At 44.7% G+C, this 22,480-nt stretch carries 21 protein-coding genes; 10 read left to right on the top strand and 11 right to left on the bottom strand.

Going from position 1 to position 22,480, the window contains the following annotated elements; genetic code table 11:
* Positions 1-41: 41 nt before the first annotated feature.
* Positions 42-2,348, top strand: a complete 2,307-nt coding sequence (locus F8C76_RS10495; protein ID WP_152131696.1) for a glycoside hydrolase family 65 protein — start codon at positions 42-44, stop codon at positions 2,346-2,348.
* Positions 2,341-4,167, top strand: a complete 1,827-nt coding sequence (locus F8C76_RS10490) for an alpha-amylase family glycosyl hydrolase (protein ID WP_152131695.1) — start codon at positions 2,341-2,343, stop codon at positions 4,165-4,167. Before F8C76_RS10495 ends, F8C76_RS10490 begins: the two co-directional genes overlap by 8 nt.
* A 53-nt stretch (positions 4,168-4,220) precedes the next feature.
* Here F8C76_RS10490 and F8C76_RS10485 read toward each other — a convergent pair whose 3' ends face one another.
* Positions 4,221-4,640 (bottom strand): hypothetical protein, encoded by a 420-nt coding sequence (locus tag F8C76_RS10485; RefSeq protein ID WP_152131694.1) that lies wholly within the window; start codon positions 4,638-4,640, stop codon positions 4,221-4,223.
* A 248-nt stretch (positions 4,641-4,888) separates the two neighbouring features.
* On the opposite strand from F8C76_RS10485, the gene F8C76_RS10480 reads away from it, so the two are divergent.
* On the top strand, positions 4,889-5,584 hold the full coding sequence (locus F8C76_RS10480) for a glycerophosphodiester phosphodiesterase (protein ID WP_152131693.1): 696 nt from the start codon (positions 4,889-4,891) through the stop codon (positions 5,582-5,584).
* Positions 5,584-6,855, top strand: coding sequence for a BaiN/RdsA family NAD(P)/FAD-dependent oxidoreductase (locus F8C76_RS10475; RefSeq protein ID WP_152131692.1), 1,272 nt, complete (start codon positions 5,584-5,586; stop codon positions 6,853-6,855). Before F8C76_RS10480 ends, F8C76_RS10475 begins: the two co-directional genes overlap by 1 nt.
* Here the strand turns inward: F8C76_RS10475 and F8C76_RS10470 are convergent, their stop codons facing one another.
* Both F8C76_RS10470 and glpK read right to left on the bottom strand, forming a co-directional pair.
* Positions 6,856-7,584, bottom strand: a complete 729-nt coding sequence (locus F8C76_RS10470) for an MIP/aquaporin family protein (protein WP_152131691.1) — start codon at positions 7,582-7,584, stop codon at positions 6,856-6,858.
* Positions 7,585-7,618: 34 nt separating this feature from the next.
* Positions 7,619-9,115, bottom strand: a complete 1,497-nt coding sequence (glpK, locus tag F8C76_RS10465) for a glycerol kinase GlpK (RefSeq protein WP_152131690.1) — start codon at positions 9,113-9,115, stop codon at positions 7,619-7,621.
* 56 nt (positions 9,116-9,171) lie between these two features.
* On the opposite strand from glpK, the gene F8C76_RS10460 reads away from it, so the two are divergent.
* A complete protein-coding gene (locus F8C76_RS10460; RefSeq protein WP_249042399.1) occupies positions 9,172-9,717 on the top strand; it encodes a DUF1697 domain-containing protein in 546 nt (181 codons plus the stop codon).
* Between the two features lie 66 nt (positions 9,718-9,783).
* On the opposite strand, the gene F8C76_RS10455 is transcribed toward F8C76_RS10460, so the two are convergent.
* Positions 9,784-10,260, bottom strand: coding sequence for a TspO/MBR family protein (locus F8C76_RS10455; RefSeq protein ID WP_152131689.1), 477 nt, complete (start codon positions 10,258-10,260; stop codon positions 9,784-9,786).
* Positions 10,261-10,350: 90 nt separating this feature from the next.
* Here F8C76_RS10455 and F8C76_RS10450 point away from each other — a divergent pair, with 90 nt between their 5' ends.
* The 5 genes from F8C76_RS10450 to F8C76_RS10430 all read left to right on the top strand — a co-directional run bounded on the left by F8C76_RS10450 (position 10,351) and on the right by F8C76_RS10430 (position 14,783).
* The gene (locus F8C76_RS10450; RefSeq protein WP_152131688.1) at positions 10,351-11,436 is read left to right on the top strand and encodes a diphosphomevalonate decarboxylase; all 1,086 of its coding nucleotides are present in this window, start codon (positions 10,351-10,353) and stop codon (positions 11,434-11,436) included.
* A gap of 138 nt (positions 11,437-11,574) precedes the next feature.
* Positions 11,575-12,513, top strand: coding sequence for a mevalonate kinase family protein (locus tag F8C76_RS10445; RefSeq protein WP_152131687.1), 939 nt, complete (start codon positions 11,575-11,577; stop codon positions 12,511-12,513).
* 9 nt (positions 12,514-12,522) lie between these two features.
* Complete coding sequence (locus tag F8C76_RS10440) at positions 12,523-13,431, top strand: geranylgeranylglycerol-phosphate geranylgeranyltransferase (RefSeq protein ID WP_152131686.1); 909 nt, start codon at positions 12,523-12,525, stop codon at positions 13,429-13,431.
* Between the two features lie 62 nt (positions 13,432-13,493).
* Positions 13,494-14,339, top strand: coding sequence for a pseudouridine synthase (locus tag F8C76_RS10435; RefSeq protein WP_129653543.1), 846 nt, complete (start codon positions 13,494-13,496; stop codon positions 14,337-14,339).
* 3 nt (positions 14,340-14,342) lie between these two features.
* Positions 14,343-14,783, top strand: coding sequence for a heme-copper oxidase family protein (locus tag F8C76_RS10430; protein WP_152131685.1), 441 nt, complete (start codon positions 14,343-14,345; stop codon positions 14,781-14,783).
* Between the two features lie 7 nt (positions 14,784-14,790).
* Here F8C76_RS10430 and F8C76_RS10425 read toward each other — a convergent pair whose 3' ends face one another.
* From F8C76_RS10425 to F8C76_RS10395, 7 genes are all read right to left on the bottom strand, one after another.
* Positions 14,791-16,386 carry a M1 family metallopeptidase gene (locus F8C76_RS10425; protein WP_152131684.1) on the bottom strand — a complete coding sequence of 532 codons (1,596 nt, stop codon included), beginning with the start codon at positions 16,384-16,386 and terminating at the stop codon, positions 14,791-14,793.
* 39 nt (positions 16,387-16,425) lie between these two features.
* Complete coding sequence (argH, locus tag F8C76_RS10420; protein ID WP_152131683.1) at positions 16,426-17,709, bottom strand: argininosuccinate lyase; 1,284 nt, start codon at positions 17,707-17,709, stop codon at positions 16,426-16,428.
* A 74-nt stretch (positions 17,710-17,783) separates the two neighbouring features.
* Entirely contained in the window at positions 17,784-18,854 is a 1,071-nt protein-coding gene (locus tag F8C76_RS10415) for a M20 family metallo-hydrolase (protein WP_152131682.1), read from the bottom strand.
* On the bottom strand, positions 18,851-19,630 hold the full coding sequence (gene argB, locus F8C76_RS10410; RefSeq protein WP_129653537.1) for an acetylglutamate kinase: 780 nt from the start codon (positions 19,628-19,630) through the stop codon (positions 18,851-18,853). The genes F8C76_RS10415 and argB overlap by 4 nt, the downstream gene beginning before the upstream one ends.
* Position 19,631: 1 nt before the next feature.
* Positions 19,632-20,378 (bottom strand): SDR family NAD(P)-dependent oxidoreductase, encoded by a 747-nt coding sequence (locus F8C76_RS10405; RefSeq protein WP_152131681.1) that lies wholly within the window; start codon positions 20,376-20,378, stop codon positions 19,632-19,634.
* Positions 20,375-21,316 (bottom strand): Rossmann-fold NAD(P)-binding domain-containing protein, encoded by a 942-nt coding sequence (locus F8C76_RS10400; protein ID WP_152131680.1) that lies wholly within the window; start codon positions 21,314-21,316, stop codon positions 20,375-20,377. Before F8C76_RS10400 ends, F8C76_RS10405 begins: the two co-directional genes overlap by 4 nt.
* Positions 21,313-22,440: an aspartate aminotransferase family protein gene (locus tag F8C76_RS10395; RefSeq protein WP_152131679.1), complete on the bottom strand. Its 1,128-nt coding sequence runs from the start codon at positions 22,438-22,440 to the stop codon at positions 21,313-21,315. Before F8C76_RS10395 ends, F8C76_RS10400 begins: the two co-directional genes overlap by 4 nt.
* Positions 22,441-22,480: the final 40 nt, after the last annotated feature.

Below are 22,480 nucleotides of genomic sequence, written 5' to 3'. Positions count from 1 at the left end.
TTATGGTATAAGTATCTTTGCCATTACATTTATCTAAAGCAATGAATCAAGAATACATAACAGCACACCCTTGGTCCATTATCGAGGAAGGATTTGACCAAGAATTGGTACAATCGTCGGAAAGTTTGTTCAGTCTTGGGAACGGAGCCATGGGACAACGGGCCAATTTTGAGGAACACTATTCCGGGGAAACCTTTCAGGGCAGTTATATTGCAGGGGTCTATTATCCTGATAAAACCCGTGTGGGATGGTGGAAAAATGGTTACCCAGAGTACTTTGCCAAAGTGCTCAACGCTCCCAACTGGATTGGTATTGATATTTCACTGAATGGTCAACCCTTGGATTTGGCCCAATGCAAGAAAGTGGATCACTTTCGTAGGGAGCTAAATATGAGGGAAGGGTGGTACAAACGCAGTTTTGTGGCCATCCTGCCCAATGATTTGGAAATTGCGGTTGAAGTGACCCGTTTTTTAAGTCTGGATCTGGATGAAGTCGGCGCCATACAATATACTATACAACCGCTCAATGGAGATGCTGATGTTATGGTAACACCCTATCTGGATGGAGGAATAAAAAACAGGGATAGCAATTGGGACGACAAATTCTGGAACATCACTGGAGTAACCTCCGAAGAAAATCGTGCCTTTGTGGAGTCCCATACCATGAAGACCCATTTTAAGGTCTGTACCTTCATGCAGAGTGAATTGTATGTGGATGGAGACAAGGTTGATGAAAATCCTGCGGAAAAGAAAGATGAAACTTCCGTAGGCCATACCTATTCGGTAAGTATAAAAAAAGATGAAACCCTTACCCTTGTAAAGTATGGGGGCTACACAGTGGACAGGAACTATCCGGAAGACCAACTTCAGGAAGCCGCCAACAAGGTTTTGCACCAAGCTTCCAAACTTGGTTTTGAAACCTTGCTGCAAATGCAAAAGGAAGCATGGGCCCAGATTTGGGAAATGAGTGACATTGCCATTGAGGGCGATGTAAAGGCGCAACAAGGAATCCGGTTCAATATATTTCAACTCAACCAAACCTATCTCGGTAGGGATTCCAGATTGAACATTGGTCCCAAGGGGTTTACCGGTGAAAAATATGGGGGAAGCACCTATTGGGACACCGAGGCCTACTGCTTGCCATTTTATATGGCCACCAAAAACCAACAAGTGGCTTGGAACCTGTTGGAATACCGCTACAACCATTTGCAAAAGGCCATTGAGAATGCGGAAAAATTGGGGTTCAAGAATGGTGCGGCCCTCTATCCCATGGTTACCATGAACGGGGAGGAATGCCACAACGAATGGGAAATCACTTTTGAGGAAATCCATAGAAATGGGGCCATTGCTTTTGCCATTTATAATTACCACCGTTTCACGGGAGATTATAGCTACATTCCCAAAATGGGATTGGAAGTCTTGATCGGAATTGCGAGATTCTGGCGCCAACGGGTCAATTTTTCAGAAGAGAAGCAGCAGTATGTGATGCTGGGCGTGACCGGACCCAACGAGTACGAGAACAATGTCAACAACAACTGGTACACCAATTATTTGGCCAAATGGTGTATGGAGTATGCTGCGGAGCAGGTTAAAATAGTTTCCAAAGCCTATCCAGAGGATTACCAACGTATAGTTTCCAAGGTCAAGTTGACTTCGACTGAAGTTGAGGACTGGAAGCAAGTGGCGGGTAACATGTATTTTCCTTTTTCTGAAAAACACAAAGTGTTTTTACAGCAAGATGGGTTTTTGGATAAGGAATTGGTTCGGGTGCAAGATTTGGACAAGTCCGAAAGGCCCATCAACCAAAAATGGAGTTGGGACCGCATCCTTCGGTCTCCCTACATAAAACAGGCCGATGTACTCCAAGGCTTCTACTTTTTCGAAGACCATTTCAGTCAAAAAGAGTTGGAGCGCCATTTCGATTTCTATGAGCCGTTCACGGTGCATGAATCCTCACTTTCGCCTTGTGTGCATAGCATTCAGGCTGCAAAATTGGGAAGAATGGAACAGGCCTATACCTTTTACTTGAGAACATCCCGATTGGATCTGGACGATTACAACAAGGAAGTAGAGGAAGGACTGCACATTACCTCCATGGCCGGCACTTGGATGAGCATTGTGGAAGGTTTTGGCGGAATGCGGGTCGTGGATGACGTACTGAATTTTACGCCTCGAATTCCAGAACAATGGGAATCGTATGCCTTCAAAATCAATTTTAGGGACCAAATCGTGATCATGACGGTTTCGACCCAAGGAACGGCCTTTACAGTTTCCGGGGATAAAGCCATGACCATTCAGGTAGATGGGAAACCTCTACAGTTGATGCCTGGGGAAACGGTACATGCCTAAAAGTTCCTTTATTTTACGGTTGGAAAAACCACGAGACCCCATGAAGAAAAAAACCATAGTATATCAGGTCTTTGCCCGACTTTTTGGAAACACCAATACCCATAACATTCCATGGGGGACCATTGCAGAAAATGGACTGGGGAAGTTTGCGGATTTTACTGAAAAAGCTTTGGGGGAAATCCAAGATTTGGGGGTCACCCATATCTGGTATACCGGAGTGCTACACCATGCATTGGTCAATGATTACAACGCTTATGGCATTTCCAATGACGATTATAATGTGGTCAAGGGACGTGCAGGCTCACCGTATGCGGTAAAGGACTACTACAATGTGAATCCTGATTTGGCCTTAGATCCGGCCAAGCGACTCGATGAATTCAACGAACTTGTCAAAAGGACCCATAAATTGGGAATGAAGGTGATCATAGATATAGTTCCCAACCATGTGGCCCGCAAATATGAAGGGACCAATAACCCTGAAGGAGTGGTGGACTTGGGCGCCCATGACGATGTTACGAAGGAATACGATGTCAACAATAATTTTTATTACATCCCTGGTCAGCGGTTTCAGTTGCCCCATTGGGAACATGGATACGCTCCTTTGGGCGGTAGGAATCTTCCGTTATCCAATCAAAAACTTGAGGAAAACCCTGCCAAATGGACCGGAAATGGGTCCCGAATGGCCCAACCCCATTTCAACGACTGGTATGAAACTGTAAAGATCAATTACGGGGTACGACCGGATGGCATCAAGGATTTTGATGAATTGCCTTGGGATTTCAAGGGCAAGGACTATACAGAACACTTTCAGTTTTGGGAAGATAAAACCGTTCCCGATTCTTGGGCAAAGTTCAGGGATATTGCACTGTACTGGCTGGATTTTGGTGTGGATGGGTTTCGATATGACATGGCGGAAATGGTCCCGGTGGAATTTTGGAGCTACCTGAATTCCAACATCAAAATGAAGAAACCGGAGGCCTTTTTAATGGCTGAGGTATACAATCCAGACCTGTATCGGGACTATATCCAACGGGGAAAAATGGACTACCTGTACGATAAAGTGGATTTGTATGATGGTTTAAAACATATCATGAAGGGGTATGGCTGGACAGACCATATTCCCGTGGTGCAGCAAAAAGTGCTGGATATTGAGCACCACATGCTCCATTTTTTGGAAAACCATGATGAGCAAAGAATCGCCAGCCCGGATTTCGTGGGTAAAGCAGAAATTGGAAAGCCGGCCATGGTCGTTTCGGCCACTATTGGGACATCACCCACCATGATTTATTTTGGACAGGAGGTAGGCGAGCCCGCTGCAGAGGATGCGGGTTTTGGAAAGCCCACACGTACCTCGATTTTCGATTATATTGGAGTGCCCCACCATCAACGTTGGATGAACCATAAAGCATTTGATGGAGGTCAATTGTCACAAGAAGAAAAGGAGCTCCGGGATTTTTATGCCCGCCTTTTGAACTTTACCAAAGAAAGCTCGGCTTTGATGGGCGAATACCAAGAAATCCATTTTTATAATAAGGAACGTACCGAGAGCTATGATCATAGGGTCCTTTCCTTCGCGAGATGGACCGATGGTGAAAAACTACTGGTCGTTTCCAATTTCGATGCCCATAAAAACTATGCTTTTGAACTTAAGGTTCCGGAAGATCTTATAGCCAAATGGCAATTGAAAGATGTGGTTTACGACCTTTCCGAAGAACTATATGGAAAAGTGGAATCGACCTTATTGGTGGAGAATGGGCAGGGAAAAGTATGGGTGGAACTACAGCCTTTGGAATCCTATATTTTTAAGTTGATACCATAAAAAAAAAGCGGATTGCAAAGCAATCCGCTCCAGTTTAAGGTTGGTTAGTTGCCTTACGATTTTGCAGCTGTTTTTTGGTAGATCAGTGCAATGATGGCTCCTATAATTCCGTAAAAAACAATGTCCAGAACGGCTTCAACAATATGGCCGGTCATATCCATCAAGCTCATGGTGGCATAGGCAATTAGCCCCGAGCCCAATCCAATAAGAGCACCTATCCATGCCCCGAACTCAAATCCTTGGCCTAAGGAGTGATGGCCCCGGGCCCATTTGCTGTACAAGGTGCTGAGGATAAAGGAGGCGATAAGATTGGCTAGAGCTATAATCCCAAGATCGGGAACTTCTTTCATGGCGTTGACAATGGTATGTTCGGTAAAAAAGTCTACAGTGGCGAGACCCCAGATGAGGTATCCCAGAAAAAACATGACAATCGTTGCGACCAAGGTGGCCAGCAAATTGGATTTTGAAAACATGGTTGTAGTTTTTTATTGGTTACGAATATGATAAATGTATTAAATAAAATTTAACAAATCGATAAAAATCAGCGCTTTAAAAAATTGATATCATTCTTTTTGATGGACTAATTCGTGAATTTTTCATTTTTAAATGTAGTTCCCAGATTCAATTTTCATGTTGTATTTTTAACTACCATAAAATCGGAAAAATGAAAAAAAATCTACTTTGGATATCAATTGTCATAATACTCTCTAATAGCTGCGGAATGAAAGAATCAAAACCATTGGTCATTGGACATAGAGGTGCCATGGGCCACGAAACCGAAAACACATTGGCGTCCGTTCAAAAGGCAATGGACTTGGGAGTGGACATGATAGAGATAGACGTTTTTCAAATAGAAAGTGGCGAAACTGTGGTGTTTCATGATGATACCGTGGATAGATTGACCAATGGAGGCGGTAAAATAGAAGAGTTCAATGTGTTTGACATGAAGCAGCTTATTTTAGATGGGGGACATTCAATTCCTTTGTTGCAGGATGTACTGAAACTCATTGACAACCAAGTAGGATTGAATATAGAGTTGAAGGGAGCGGGAACATCGGAGAGAGTGGACTTTATTGTGAAAAGTTATATTGAAAACAGGGGCTGGTCACCAGATAATATTGTCATTTCCAGTTTCAATTGGGACGAGCTCAAGGAAATGCGAAAGCTCAACAAGGATATCAAGATAGCGGTACTTACCGGCGAGGATCCCATAAAAGCCATTGAAGTGGCCAAAGAATTGAATGCTGTGGCCATAAACCCCAGATACACCACCTTGACTGCTGAGAATGTGGAACAAATGCAGGACGAAGGATTGAAAGTCTATACATGGACCGTCAATGAACCTGGGGATATCCAACGAATGAAAGATTTTGGGGTGGACGGTATCATTACCGATTATCCTGAACGGGCCCATTAATGTTCGATGTAATTATCGTTGGCGGAGGTGCTGCCGGTTTTTATGCCGGAATCCATATTGCGGAGCGGGCACCCCATGCCAAGATTGCCATTTTTGAACGAGGGAAGACTGTACTGTCCAAAGTAAAGGTTTCGGGAGGTGGCCGGTGCAATGTGACCCATGGCGAATTTTCCCCTCGGGAACTTTCCACCAACTATCCACGTGGGGAAAGAGAGCTTCTGGGGCCTTTCCACAATTATGCCCCCATGGATGTCATGGCCTTTTTTGAAGAACGGGGAGTGCCCCTCAAGATTGAGGAGGATGGACGCGTATTTCCCCAAAGTGATTCTTCACAATCCATTATTGACTGTCTTGTGGGTGAGGCCGAACGATTGGGCATCACAATTTTGCGGAACAGCTCCGTAAAGCAGTTTGAAAAAAACGGGGAGGAATGGCAGGTGACCACCATGAACAAGCACTACCATGCCAAAAAGCTACTGCTTACTACAGGGAGCAACCCCAAAATATGGGAGCAGTTGAAAGCAATGGGGCATACCATTGTCTCTCCCGTACCATCCCTTTTCACGTTCAATATCAATGATGAACGAATCAACGGAATCCAAGGAATAAGTGCCTATGTTTCTGCTGAAATCCCTCCAAAGAGAACTTTCTCTTCCGATAAAGTCCAACTGAACCTAAAGAGTGCTAAAAAGGAGGAACCCGTTTTACAGTCCGAAGGCCCTTTGTTGATTACCCACTGGGGATTGAGTGGCCCGGCCATCTTAAAACTGTCCGCATGGGGCGCCAATATTCTGAACAAATACAACTATGCATTCCGGTTGAACATCAATTGGACACCAGAGTATACAACTGCTTCCATGGAACGACTACTCCGAAAAATAAAGGAAGTGGAACCCAAAAAAACGGTTTTGAGAACCCATGCCGTTGAACTACCCCGCCGACTTTGGGCAAAATTGGTCCATGCGGCACGCATCAAAAAAGATGAAAAATGGGCTGACCTTACCAAAGAGAAACTTCAAAATTTGGCCGAACAACTCACCGACTCCTCTTTTAAAGTGGAAGGAAAAAGTACTTTTAAGGAAGAATTCGTTACTGCTGGAGGGGTGGATTTGAAGGAAGTCGATTTTAGAACGTTCGAAAGTAAAATCATTCCCAATCTCTATTTTGCTGGGGAAATTATCAATGTGGATGCCATTACGGGCGGATTCAATTTTCAAAATGCATGGACAGGAGCCTATTTGGCCGCACAGGCCATAGCCTCATCCGAATGATTATTGTAGGAGCATGGCAATTCCGGCAGCCAATGCCGCACCCAATATTGGGCCTATGACTGGAATCCAGGAATAACCCCATCCGTTGGACCCCTTATTTTTTATGGGAACCAAGGCATGGATGATCCGAGGCCCCATATCCCTGGCCGGATTGATGGCATAACCCGTGGTGCCTCCCAAAGACAGACCAATGCCCCAAACAATCAAGGCTACGGGCAACGCACCCAATGAGCCCAGACCAATAATGGTATTGTCCGAGGACATCACAGCATCGGTAAAATACAGTACGGCAAATACCAAAACAAAAGTGCCCAAGATTTCGGTCAAAAGGTTTAAAAAGGTATTGGGAATGGCCGGAGCATTGCAAAAGACGGCCCGCTTTGTGTTTCCATCGGCAGTGGCATCAAAATGGTCTTTGTTGATCAGCCAAACCAAAAAGGCTCCCAGCATGGCCCCAATGAACTGTGCTGTAATATAGCTTAGGATGGCATCAACGGGGAATTCCCCTGCCACCGCTAGACCAATGGTAACGGCTGGATTGAGATGGGCGCCACTATAAGGCCCTGCAACTACAACCCCGGTATAAACCGCAAAGGCCCATCCGGTGGTGATCACCATCCATCCAGAACCATTTCCATAGGTTTTTTGTAGAGAGACATTGGCATTGACACCGCACCCTAAGAGAATCAAAAGGAAGGTGCCCACAATTTCGGAAATGAAGGGAGTCATATGGATTTTGGTTTAGTGTTTACAAAGGGTTAATTTATGGGTTTTCCGTCCAATGTTCCAAAGCTTTTATGGCCCGGTACCATCCTTGTATGTCTTTATCTATGTTTTCCCGTTCCTCGGCAGGCTGAAAATGTACATCGGCCTGCCAAATATCCTGTATTTCCGAGGTGCTTTTCCAATATCCAACGGCCAACCCCGCCAGATAGGCAGCACCCATGACCGTGGTTTCCACAATTTTTGGTCTAACCGTAACGGTGTTCAGAACATCGGCCTGAAACTGCATGAGCATATCATTTATGGTAGCACCGCCATCTACCCGAAGTTCCTTGATGGAAATACCAGAATCAGCTTCCATGGCTTTTAGGATATCCATGGTCTGGTAAGCAATGGATTCCAAAGCGGCCCTCGCAATATGGGCATCGGTACTTCCGCGCGTCAACCCAAAAATGGTGCCTTGGGCATGTTGATTCCAGTGCGGAGCACCCAAACCGGCAAAGGCAGGAACAAAATAGACTCCATCCGAACTGTTGACCCCTCCAGCCAGTTGTTCAACTTCCGAGGAGGTTTTAATGATTTTTAAACTATCCCGAAGCCATTGTACCACCGCTCCGGCAATAAAAATGCTCCCTTCCAGGGCATATTGGGTCTTTCCGTTGATTTTCCATGCCACGGTGGTCAATAGATTGTTTTTGGAGACTACGGGAGTCTCCCCAATGTTCATGAGCATAAAGCAACCTGTGCCATAGGTATTCTTGACCATGCCTTTTTTGGTGCACATTTGGCCAAAGAGGGCTGCTTGCTGGTCTCCGGCAATTCCCGCAATGGGGATTTTGGAGGCAAAGAAATTAGGACTGGTGAAGCCATATACCTCGCTGGATTGATGTACTTCCGGGAGCATGCTCTTCGGAATGGTGAGCAACTCCAGCAGCTCATCATCCCATTGCATGGTGTTGATATTGAAAAGAAGGGTGCGCGAGGCATTGGTAACATCTGTGATATGCAACTTGCCCTCTGTCATTTTCCAGATAAGCCAGGTGTCAATGGTACCCATGATCAAATCACCGGCTTCGGCCTTTTCCCGGGCACCTTCCACATGGTCTAAAATCCATTTTACCTTGGTTCCGGAGAAATAGGAATCAATGACCAGCCCCGTTTTTTCACGGATCATTTCTGATTTCCCCTGCTTTTTCAGTACATCGCAGTAGTCGGCTGTGCGCTTGTCTTGCCATACGATGGCATTGTAGACCGGTTCCCCAGTGTTTCGGTCCCAAACCACTACGGTTTCACGCTGATTGGTGATGCCAATAGCAGCCATTTGTTCCCCTTTCAATCCTTTTTTGCTCACGGCTTCGGCGGCCATTCCCGCTTGGGTGGCCCAAATTTCGTTGGGGTCGTGCTCTACCCATCCCGGTTTTGGGAAAATTTGGGTGAATTCTTTCTGGGCCACTGAGATAATGGTTCCCCTTTGATCAAAGATCACGGCCCTGGAACTGGTGGTGCCTTGATCCAAAGCAAGGATGTATTGGTTCATTTTAGTTAATTTAATGCGATTGAATTTACTAAAATTAATTTGGGTAGCTTTTTAACATGATGCATAACTACATAGCACTTTTAAGGGGAATCAATGTGGGTGGCCAAAAGAAGATAAAAATGGCAGACCTAAGGGAAACCCTGATCAAAACAGGATTGAACCATGTGGAGACCTACATTCAGAGTGGCAATGTGGTTTTTGGCAGTGAGGAATTGAACAAACGAGTGCTTGAAGACCAAATCCAGAAGGCTATTTTGGTGGATTTTGGATTTGAAGTGCCCATTTTGGTAGTGTTGGAAGAAGAAATCAAGAAAATTTTGGAGAACAATCCATTTGCCCAAGAAGCTGAGGAAAACAAACTCTATTTTGTGTTGCTTAAAGAGACTCCAAAAAAAGAACCTGTTCGTGAATTCAATGAACTCCATTTTGATCATGAAGATTTTCACATCACGGATACTTGCGTTTACCTATTGTGCAAAAACGGTTATGGAAATGCCAAGCTCAACAACAACCTCTTGGAACGTAAACTCAAGGTGGAGGCGACCACCCGAAACTTAAGAACCATGCAAAAACTACTGGATATGGTCCAAAAAAGTAAGTGAAACAGCCTCGCGCCCATGCATGATATTACACTTGAACTTGCGCTTGGATTTGAACTTGAACTAACCCTAAGGGTTAAGTTCCCAGACCTTATAGTTGAGAACGGCGGCAAAACAAACCCATAGTAAATAGGGTACCATTAAAATGGCGGCAGCTTTGCTCACTACCTTGAACCATTTAATCGTTAACATGATTAAGGTGAGCAATACCAAAATTACCAAAAGGCCCAACAAAGGATTCTTCAACCCAAAAAAAACAATGCTCCACAAAGCGTTGAAAAGCAATTGAAATACAAAATGATATAAGGCTGTTTTTACCCAAATGTGGTGGTAGCCTTTGGACCAGACCACCCCGGCCGCAACACCCATCAACACATAAAGCACGGTCCAGACAGGAGCAAAAAGCTCATTAGGTGGGGTAAATGAGGGTTTGTTTAGGGTAGTATACCATTCATTTACAGAGCTTTGTGTCGCAAAACCTGAAAGGAAGCCGATGAGTAGACAAACGGCGACACTGATGGCAATGTAAATGATTCTTTTTTTCATGGCTGGCACTAGGTCAACTAAAATAAGAATTTATTTGAATCCCCTTTTCGGTAAGAGGCACGCTATCTTATATTTGTCCAAATATTTCCCATGACCGAAAAAGACTTTTCCCAAAGTACCTATTCCAATTTTCCAAAGAAGGGAAAGGTATCCTATAAGGCTCCCAGCAATATCGCCTTGGTGAAGTATTGGGGGAAATTGGCCCATCAGATACCGGCCAATCCATCCATAAGTTTTACGTTGGATGCGTGTGCCACCACCACTTCGATGGCATTCGAGAAAAAAGGGGAAAGCTCGGATACGTTTTCTTTTGACCTTCTTTTTGAGGGGAAACCCAAGGAAGATTTCAAACCCAAAATCCAAACCTTTTTTGAACGCATTGAGGCGTATGTTCCTTTTTTAAAGGAATACCACTTGGTTATTGAAACCTCCAATTCCTTCCCGCACAGTAGTGGAATTGCTTCCTCCGCAAGCGGTATGGCGGCATTGTCCTTGTGCATCATGGACATTGAAAAGCAAATGAACCCTGATATGGACAAGGCCTTTTTCAATAAAAAAGCGTCTTTTTTGGCCCGTTTGGGTTCCGGAAGTGCCTGTAGGAGTATAGAAGGTGATTTAATTCAATGGGGAAAACATGAAAACATACCAGAAAGCTCCAATCTATACGGGATTAAATATCCTTTTGAGGTACATCCGGTATTCAAGAACTATCACGATACCATTTTGTTGGTCCACAAAGGACAAAAACAGGTCAGTAGCACCGTAGGGCACGAATTGATGCACGGACATCCTTTTGCTGAAAATAGGTTTCGGCAAGCCCATGAAAATTTGGATGCGCTAAAGTCGGTCTTTGCCCATGGAGATGTGGAGGAATTCATCAAGATTGTGGAAAGTGAGGCGCTTACCCTACACGCCATGATGATGACCAGTATGCCCTATTTCATTTTAATGAAACCGGATACTTTGGAGATCATCAACAAGATTTGGGCCTACCGCTCGGAAACCCATGTTCCCATTAGCTTTACCTTGGATGCAGGGGCCAATGTGCATGTACTTTACCCAGAGTCGGTCAAGGAAAAAGCCATTCAATTTATTCAGGATGAATTGGTTGAACATTGTGAGAATGGGCACTACATTTGTGACCGAATTGGCCAAGGAGCACGAAAAATACTGTAAAACCAACCCAAGGAAACCGTTTTTTTGCGTTCTTTGCCCCAAATTTTGATGGTGACACAAGATTTTGAAGGGAAAACAGTTTTGTTCATCGGATTAGTTTAACAATCAAACAGATAGTTTGTATCTTAGCACTAGCATATGAAGGGCCCTCTGTTTTATTCCAAGATTCTACTTTTCGGAGAGTATGGTATCATCAAAGATTCCAAAGGGCTTTCCATTCCCTATAATTTTTTCAAAGGAGCTTTAAAAAGCGGTAAAGATTTATCTGGGCAAGCCCTTAAATCCAATGAAAGTCTTAAGGCTTTTGCAGGCTATTTGCAGCAGCTCCAAGATCAGGAAGAAGGTCTGGTGTCCTTCGATACAAAAGCTTTGGAACAAGACATTGCCAACGGAATGTATTTTGACAGTTCCATTCCCCAAGGGTATGGGATTGGCAGTAGTGGTGCCTTGGTGGCGGCCATTTACGATAAATATGCAAAGGACAAAATTACGGTGCTTGAAAACCTGACCAGGGACAAGTTGTTGAAGTTGAAAGAGATTTTTGGAAAGATGGAGTCGTTTTTTCATGGAAAATCTTCTGGTCTTGACCCTTTGAATAGCTACTTGAGCCTACCCATCCTGATCAACTCCAAGGATAATATTGAATCCACTAGCATACCCTCCCAAAACACCAATGGCAAAGGCGCCGTATTCCTGTTGGATAGTGGAATCACGGGAGAAACTGCCCCAATGGTGCAGATTTTTATGGAGAAGATGAAGCAGGAAGGATTCCGGAATATGGTCAAGAACCAATTTGTAAAACATACCGATGCTTGTGTGGAGGACTTTTTGAATGGGAACATGAAATCGCTTTTTGGAAACCTGAAGCAACTTTCCCACGTGGTCTTTGATCACTTCAAACCCATGATTCCGTCCAAGTTCCATCAATTATGGAAACAAGGTATTGAAACCAACGATTACTACCTTAAACTTTGTGGATCTGGTGGTGGAGGATATATTTTGGGCTTCACCCAAGATTTGGAGAAGGCCAAAAAAGCACTCAAAGACTACAATTTAGAGGTGGTGTACAACTTCTAAAATCATCCCATGTTACTCAGTCGAAAGAACAAACTCTTGCTTTTTAAGCTGTTGAGTCTGTTTTCTGTGGTTCGCGGATATAACATTTTGGTGATTACCTTGGCCCAATATCTGGCCTCCATCTACATACTTTCACCAGATGTCCCGCTTCGGCAGGTGGTGCTTGATCTTAATCTTTTTTTGATCGTTACGGCTTCTGCCTTGGTCATTGCCAGCGGATATATCATCAACAATTTTTATGACGCCGAAAAGGACCTGATCAACAAACCCACCAAAAGCATGTTGGATCGGTTGGTGAGCCAGCGGTTTAAGTTGACCACCTATTTTATCTTGAATTTCTTGGCGGTCTTCGCGGCGAGTTATATCTCATTTAGGGCAGTACTGTTTTTTTCGGCTTACATTTTTGGTATCTGGTTCTATTCCCATAAGCTGAAACGCATCCCCTTTTTGGGTAATCTGGTATCGGCCACTTTGGCCATTGCTCCCTTCTTTGTGGTATTTGTGTACTATCAGAATTTTAAGACCGTGATTTTTGTACATGCCCTGTTTCTATTTCTTTTGATTTTGGCCCGTGAAATGATCAAGGATTTGGAAAATATGGCTGGTGACATGGCGCAGAACTACAAGACCATTCCCATTATTTATGGCCCAAAGGTTTCCAAATTTTTGATTGGTCTGCTCATCGTCCTGACCTTGGTACCAGCCCTTTTGCTGATCAAGACTTTTGATGTGGGCTACATGTACCTTTATTTTATGGCCTGTATTGCACTGCTTTTGCTGTTTTTGGTGCTCTTGTGGAAGTCACAAGGGAAGCGGGATTATGTTTGGCTGCATAACATACTGAAGTTTATCATCGTAGCAGGCGTTTTTAGCATTCTTCTGATTGATGTGGACCTCGTGCTGAACCGAATCCTGTAATTGTTTGCCGTAGAGGTTTTTCGGGAGGTAAAAACACTACATTTGCAAAAAATTGATGACTGATGACGAGATCGGACAATAGCGGGAACAGGAGAAATCCAAAAGGCGGCAACAGGAGAGGAAACGACCGAAAGCCCTTTGCCAAAAAGTACAACACCCGTGAAAAAGGAAATACACCACAGAAAAAATCCAACCCGGATGAGATTCGGTTGAACCGCTATATTGCCAATGCGGGCATCTGCTCCCGTAGGGAGGCCGACACTTACATTGCTGCCGGTAACGTATCCGTGAATGGAAAGGTGGTCACCGAAATGGGCTATAAGGTGAAACGCTCTGATGACGTCCGGTTTGATGGGAAGCGATTGAGTCTCGAAAAGAAAGAATACATCCTTTTGAACAAGCCGAAGAACTTTATCACCACGACCAGTGATGAGAAAGGAAGAAGGACCGTAATGGAGTTGGTTTCGAGTGCCTCCAAGTCCAGATTGCTGCCCGTAGGACGGTTGGACCGTAACACCACCGGACTTTTGCTCTTTACCAATGATGGGGACCTTACCAAAAAGCTCACCCATCCCAAGCATGGGGTCCGAAAGATATACCATGTGCATTTGGATAAAAGCCTGAGTTTATCCGATCTGCATAAGATTGAGGAAGGCTTGGAACTGGAAGATGGGCCTATTGATGTGGATAGTATCAGTTTTATCCAAGGGGCGCCCAAACGCGAAATAGGGGTGGAGATCCACAGTGGAAGAAACCGTATCGTACGCCGTATTTTTGAGCATTTGGGATATGAGGTGACCAAATTGGACCGTGTTATCTTTGCCGGACTTACCAAAAAGGATTTACCCCGAGGTCATTGGAGGCATTTGACCGAGCAAGAGATTATTAATCTACGAATGATCAAATAAGGTTTGGAAAAAGCAAAGCTCTACCATATCCGGTTTTGGTTATTGGCACTTTGCTTCTTTACGCTTGCCGGTGTTTTTGAGTTTTTCCTGGGCCGATCGTACTTCGATATCAATATCCATGACACCTATTTTGTCATGGCTCAGGCGGATTTGTTCATATTGACCGGACTGTGGTTTGGTCTCTGCGGATTGGGGTACTGGATTCTCTTCAGGTTAAAGATAAGGGTGTTCCCATGGATGCATTGGGTGCACTTTGTACTGAGTCTTTTGCCTTTTTTGATGATGTCCCTTACCAATTATATTTCTCCGGAACCCAGCTTTGAAAATTTGGCTTTGCTAAAGCGTATGGATTATGCGTGGTTTCTGGTAGTGTTGGGATTTTTGGTGGGTCAAACCCTGTATTTCCTTAATATTTTTGCTTCTACCTTGTTGGCAAAACGATAATCCACTCTTATAATTTACCCATATCCTCAAACAAGGTCCACTGGTTGGGGTCCAATACAATGGAATCCGGTTGGTCTTTGGACTTGATCTTGAAACTTTTGGAACGTTCGTCCATTTGAATGGTTTTAATGGTGGTAACGCCATCTTTGACCAAACCAATTTCCAAAGGAAACAGAAACGTGTGGTGTTCCTGTATTTGCGAGAGCTGAATAATGACCTCCCCTTTTTTATATTCCCACTTCCATTTGAGTTGGGGATGCCCCGTGGTGAACAGCCATTGCTGAAAAAAGTTTTCCAAATCTTGACCTGAAATAGCTTCCATCACCTGTTGGAAATCGCCTGTCAAGGCATTGCTGTTTTGATAGGTGGCGTAGTACTTGCGGATGCCTTTCCAGAAGGTCTCGTCACCCAATGTATACCGAAGCATGTTCAAGACCCAACCGCCCTTTTGGTAGGTGTTGGTGCTTAGCACTCGCATGGGATCTTTAATGGTAAGGTCTATAATGGGTGAGGGATTATTGCGATAGTAGTCAAAAATCTCTTTTTTGTCGATGGCCAGTTCTTCCTTTCTTCGGTCATCACCATACACGCTTTCCAGATAAAGAATACAGAAATAAGTGGCAAAACCTTCGCTGAGCCACACATGGTTCCAACTTTTCTCGGTAGCCGAATTCCCAAACCATTGGTGCGCGATCTCATGTGCGATCAAAGGTTCCACCGTCTTGTTTCCGGTCACCGAATTCTCAAAATAGGCGATGGTCCCGGCATTCTCAAGACCACCCCATTGGGTTTTGGCCTGCATATTGGCCAGTTTGGCATAAGAATAGGGTCCAATGGTATTGATAAAATAGTCCAGCACGTTGGTAGCGACCGAATAATCGCCAAAACCATCCAAGCGGTTTTGCGGGTACACCCATGCAGACACCTCAATGTCATGGACATCGCCTAGTAACCTAGAAGCAAATTCAGTCACCCCGATGGTCATCACCTTGGTGGCCACAGGAGCGGGTTCTTGGTATATGGTGAGTTTGTAACCATTCTCAAGATTACTTTCTTCGAGTTTTTTGCCAGTCGCCACCACATCATATTGGTCTGGTGCGGTGATTTGGAATTCCACACTGGCCTTATCATACGGATGATCTACGGAAGGAAGCCAATGCCGGGCCAAATTGGGCCAGTTGTCCCCAAAAAAGGAACGGTTCCCATACTTGGTGGTGGAAATGACCAGACCCCGCTCAGGAATACCATGGTACTTTACGGTATAGGTCTGGGTCTTGCTTTCGGATGTAGTAGGAACGATGTTGATTTTGTTCTCAGTATAGGAATACTTCGCAGGCGATGTCCCTTCCAGAACCTCGGTGACTTCCATGCCAAATTCCCCCGACTTTTCAATGAGATCCAAAGCAAATGGAACAGTTTCGGATTTAAAGGAAACCACAATTTGAGCCTCTCCCTGTATCTCATTGTTTTCGTCATTCAAGTGAAGCCCAAAAACATAGTTTTGCACATCTACGGATCCATTTTTGGGATAGAGGTCTTGTGCCTTTGTGGATGGCACAAAAAATAAAACGGTCAAAAAGTAAAGGTAAATTCTATGGTGCATTGAACAGCTTCTAATTATTTGCACGCCAATTTATCCAATTTACCCCAATAGTTTCTCCATTTTTTCCTTTATCTCATTCAAACACAAATTCCCCAAACTACCTTCATGGGAGTGTTCAATGTCCCGTTTGGGTTTAAAGTTGCCATTCTCTATGGCTTTGCCCATGGTCTTGTAGGCATCTCGGAACGGCATGCCGCTTTTTACCAGCTCGTTTAAGGTGTCCACACTGAAAAGGTAATCGTATTTGGGATCCTCCAAAATGTTCGGGTTTACCTTGATTTCCTTGAGGCTGAAGACCATCAGTTCCAAACAAGCCTGCATGTCCTGCAAAGCGGGAACGATCACTTCCTTCACCAACTGAAGGTCGCGGTGATAGCCGCTGGGCAGATTGTTCATGATCAAGATAAGCTGATTGGGCACCGATTGGATCTTGTTGCATTTGGCGCGGATCAGTTCAAACACATCCGGGTTTTTCTTGTGCGGCATGATGCTGCTTCCCGTGGTCAACTCATTGGGGAAAGAGATAAAATCAAAATTCTGGCTCATGTACAGACAGATGTCCATGGCCATTTTAGAAAGGGTGGCGGCTACACTGGAAATTCCAAAAGCCGTGGCTTTTTCCACTTTTCCACGGCCCATTTGGGCGGCCACCACATTGTATTTTAGGGTGTCAAAGCCCATTTCCGAAGTGGTAAAGCTCCGGTCTATGGGAAAAGAACTTCCGTATCCGGCGGCACTTCCCAAAGGGTTTTGATCGGCAACCTTATGGGCGGCCTCTATAAAATAAAGGTCATCCACCAAACTTTCGGCATAGGCCGAAAACCAAAGCCCGAAGGAAGAGGGCATGGCAATCTGTAGGTGTGTATACCCGGGCAACAAAACATTTTTGTGTTTTTCGGCAAGGTTCAACAATAGGTCAAAAAATGTTTTTACTTGGGCCTTGATATCGCTTAACTCATCCTTGAGATACAATTGCATGGCCACCAGAACTTGGTCGTTCCTAGATCGGGCCGTATGGATCTTTTTTCCGGTATCACCCAATTTTTCAGTCAACATGAATTCGATTTTGGAGTGCATGTCCTCAAAATCGTTCTCAATGGTAAATTTTCCTTTTTCGATATCCTTGGCGATATCTCCCAGTGCCTTTACCAAATCCTTGGTTTCCTCTTCGGTGATCAATCCCACTTTTCCCAGCATCTTGGCATGCGCAGTTGAAGCGATCACATCGTATTTGGCCAAAACCAAATCGAGTTCACGGTCGTTGCCTACAGTAAAGTGGTCTATTTTTTTATCGGTACTAAAACCTTTGTCCCAGAGTTTCATAATTTCAATTATCAGTTGTCAATATGCAATAAACAATGGTTGATTGTAAACTGCTAATTGCTTATTGTATTTGTTTATTGCAAAAATCCTGAAAGGATTTTTATGTAAAGGTCAATCCCCTCTACAATTTCGTCTACATAAATAAATTCGTCGGCCGAATGGGAACGGGTGCTGTCCCCAGGCCCCAATTTTACCGATTGGCAGCTCAGGGCCGCTTGGTCGGATAGGGTCGGGGAGCCATAAGTGCCCCTGCCCAATGCCAATCCACTTTTTACCAGGTCATGTCCTGGATCAATGGAGGAGGAGTTCAAGCGTAGGGAACGGGGTGTCATTTCACAAGGGGCTTCTTTCTGTAAAAGGTCTGCAATTTCCTGATTGGAATAGCAATCGTTCACCCGGACATCCACGACCAAATCAACTTGGGCCGGCACCACATTGTGCTGTTTGCCCGCATTGATTTGGGTCACGGTCAATTTTACTTCGCCCAATGCTTCGGAAACTTTATCAAAGGAACAGTCCTTGAACCATTGCAATACATCAATGGTATTGTATATGGCATTGTTGTTATTGGGGTGGGCGGCGTGTGATGGGGTTCCCTTGACCACCGCATCGAAGACCACCAATCCTTTTTCGGCAATGGCCAAATCCATCAAGGTGGGTTCTCCCACAACGGCAACATCAATGGTGGGAAGAATGGGCAATAGGGAACGAATACTCTTTTCCCCGGCATCCTCCTCTTCGCCGGTTGCCGCCATGATGATATTGTGACTTAATCCTTCGGCTTCATAAAAATTAACAAAGGTAGCAAGAAGGGAAACCAAACATCCACCGGCATCATTACTGCCCAAACCGAACAGTTTTCCATCTTCGATATGAGGGTGGAAAGGGTCTTTGGTATAGGCATTGTTGGGCTTTACCGTATCGTGGTGTGAGTTCAGTAACAGAGTGGGTTTGGACTCATCAAAATATTTGTTGAAGGCATAGATGTTGTTATACTGTCTGTGTACCTCAATGCCAAACCCTTCAAGGAATGCAGCAATGGCATCCCCCGTTTTGTCTTCCTCCCCAGAAAATGAAGGAATGGAAATCAACTGCTTTAACAGTTCAATGGCTTTTTGGGTCAATTGGTCTTGGGAAATTTTCATAGCGTTAGTGTGGTAAAATTTGAATTGCCTTCTTCGAGCATGCCCGAATCCCCTATGCAGACTTTGGATACTTGGTTGCGAAGGGCGTAAAAGCAATTGTGCATTTTGGGCAACATTCCATCAGAGATGATGCCATAGGCCAACAGTTCATCATACGTTTTGGTATCGATATGTTGAATGACGGAGTTTTCATCCTCTACGTCTTGTAGGACACCTTTCTTTTCGAAGCAGTAATATAGCGTGGTATCAAACTGATCGGACATGGCAATGGCAATTTCTGCCGCGATGGTATCTGCATTGGTGTTGAGCAATTGGCCTTTGCCATCATGTGTCAACGCACAGAAAATAGGGGTGAAACCTGCCTGTAGCAGCTTAAAGATGCCATAGGAATTCACAATGTCCACATCGCCCACATAGCCAAAATCAACCTTTTTTATGGGTCTTTTATGCGCTCTTATGGCATCGGCATCGGCCCCACTCATTCCAATGGCATTGGTGCCAAAAGCCTGCAATTGGGCCACGATGTTTTTGCTGACCAAACCTCCATACACCATAATGGCGATGTCCAGACTGGCGGCATCCGTGATTCGTCTACCGTTGATCATTTTGGTCTTGATCCCCAATTTACCTCCCATTTCCGTGGCCTTTTTGCCACCTCCATGTACCATTATCTTGTTTCCCGGCATTTTGGAAAATAGTCCCAAAATGTGGTAAAACCCTTTCTCGTCCTCAATCAAATTGCTTCCTACTTTTACTATGGAAAGTGCTTGTTTCATACTATACATTTAAAATTCCTCCATCTATGGTTATTGCGGTACCAGTGATCCATGAACTATCTTCTGAGACCATAAAAAGTGCAAGTTTTGCTATATCTTCAGGAGTTCCCAGCCGTTTTAGCAAAGTGGCTTCCTTTGCCTTTTCCACGGCCGTCTCCGGGTTGTTGAAAGCTTTTGCGGAATCCCATAGCAGAGGCGTGTCCACCGGCCCTGGACAAATGGCATTTACCCTCACTTTTGGGGCGTAGTCCACGGCCATTTGCTTCATCAATGCCAAGGCTGCGGCCTTTGAAGCACAATAGGCGGGGTGGTTGGGAAAACTCTTGAATGCTGCTATGGATGCGTTGATCAAAATATGGCCCTGTTCCCCGTTTTGCAAATGGGGCACTGCATATTTCGATAGGTAAAAAATTGAACTCAAATTGGTGTTGATGGTTTTGTGCCATTCGGAAATGGGAAGTTCCTTTACATTCCCGAGACCCAGTATACCTGCGTTCAGGGAAAGCATATCCAATTTTCCGAAGCGGTCCATTGCCGTTGACACCAATTGTTCGTTATAGGATGGGTTGGTAATGTCACCAGCCAAGAACACTGCTTTCGCGAGTTCTTTTTCCAAGGCTTGGCCACGTTCCTGATTACGACCGGACAGCACCAATTTGGCGCCCTCCATGGAGAAGGCTCGAGCTATGGCTTTTCCCATACCACTGGTGGCTCCGGTAACAATACAGACCTTGTCCTTTAGTTTCATGATAGGGTTTCCAATAGTTTTTTGAATACAAGTTGTACAGCGAACACCCTGTTATGGGCCTGTTCCACGACCAAAGACTGATCGCTATCCAGCACGGCATCGTCCACAACCATATTTCTTCTTACGGGAAGGCAATGCATAAACTTGGCCTTTCCCAATTTCTGTTCTGTCATGGTCCAGTCAAGGTCCTTGCTCAACACTTGACCATAATCCGAGTAACTGCTCCAGTTCTTTACATAGACAAAATCGGCATCTTCCAATGCCTTGTCCTGATCATATTCTATTTGACACCCTTTTGTAATATCCGGATTGAGTTCATATCCCTTTGGATGTGTGATTACAAAATCGGCATCTTGGAGTTTCATCATATCCACAAATGAATTGGCCACTGCATGTGGCAATGCTTTTGGATGCGGAGCCCACGACAAAACCACTTTGGGTTTTGGTTTTGCATTGTGCTCGGCCATGGTAATGGCGTCTGCCAAAGCCTGCAAAGGGTGTCCCACGGAACTTTCCATGTTTACCACCGGAATGGAAGCGTACTGGGCAAATCCATTGATGACCTCTTCGGCTTCATCCTTGGCTTTGTCTACCAATCCGGCAAAGGCCCTAATGGCCACAATGTCACAATATTGGGAAACCACCCGTGCAGCTTCCTTGATATGTTCCGATGTGCCTTGATCCATAACGGTTCCATCTCCATACTCCAGGGCCCAGCTCTCATTGCCAAAATTCATGATCATCACTTCCATTCCCAATTGCATGGCCGCTTTCTGTGTGCTTAAACGCGTACGTAGACTGTTGTTGAAAAAAAGAAGACACACGGTCTTTTGCTTGCCCAAATCCTGAAATTGATATGGGTCTTTCTTTAAAGTAATCGCTTCATCTACCCATACGGGGAGAGAATCTATATCGTTTATGGAAAGGTAGTGTTTCATTTCAATACAGTTTTGAGGGCTTCAAAAAATAGGTCGATGTGTTCTTTGGTTATGTTCAATGCCGGCAAAAACCGAAGTAGCTTCTTGTTTTTGGCACTTCCCGTGAAAACATGCTGGTCGTAGATCATTTTCTTGCGTAACTCGGCCACTTCGAAGTCAAATTCCAGTCCAATCATCAACCCTCGGCCTTTTATGTTTTTTATCTGGGGGATTTCGGCCGCTTTTTCCTTAAAATAAGCGCCCAAGCTAGCTGCGTTGGCAATCAAATCTTCATTTTCAACGACATCCAAGACCGCCAAACAGGCCGCACAGGCCAAGTGGTTTCCTCCAAAGGTAGTGCCTAAAAGCCCATATGAAGGTTTAAATGTTTCATGGAGCAGTACGCCACCCACGGGAAAGCCATTTCCCATACCCTTGGCAATGGTTATGATATCAGGTTGGATATTGTGGTGTTGAAAGGCGAAGAACTTCCCACTTCGGCCATACCCGGATTGTACTTCATCCGCAATCAGGACCACATGGTTCTCCTTGCATTTTTGGGCAATGAACTGATAGAATTCCGTGGAAGGTTCATCCAATCCACCTACCCCTTGAATGGCTTCCAGAATCACCGCACAATAGGCATCGGAGGTAATGGCCTGTTCAAAGGCCTCAAAATCATTCAAGGGAAGAAAGGTCACTTCCTGTTGCTGGTTGATGGGTGCATTGATGCTTGGGTTGTCCGTAGTGGCCACAGCCGCCGAGGTCCTACCGTGAAAACTGTTCTTGAACGAAATCACTTTGGCTTTCCCAGTATGGAAAGAGGCCATTTTCAATGCATTTTCATTGGCTTCGGCTCCCGAATTGCACATGAACAGGTCATAATCCGTGCAATCGGACAATTTCCCCAATTTTTCTGCGAGTTCTTCTTGAAGCGGGTTTTGTACAGAATTGCTGTAAAACGCCATCTTATCAAGTTGGTCCTTGATTTTTGCCACATAATGTGGATGGGTATGCCCAATGGAGATTACGGCATGACCCCCGTAAAAATCCAAATATTTTTGCCCCTTATCGTCCCATACCTCAATGCCTTTGGCAGATACAGGGGTAACATCATAAAGAGGATATACGTCAAATAATTTCATAATCTTTTTACTGGTCACCTCGAATGGATTCGAGAGATGG

It is taken from the genome of Flagellimonas olearia (genome assembly GCF_009184425.1).
Lineage (GTDB): Bacteria > Bacteroidota > Bacteroidia > Flavobacteriales > Flavobacteriaceae > Flagellimonas > Flagellimonas olearia.
Note: the sequence above shows the minus strand (reverse complement) of the source record. Positions and strands in the feature narration are given on the sequence as shown.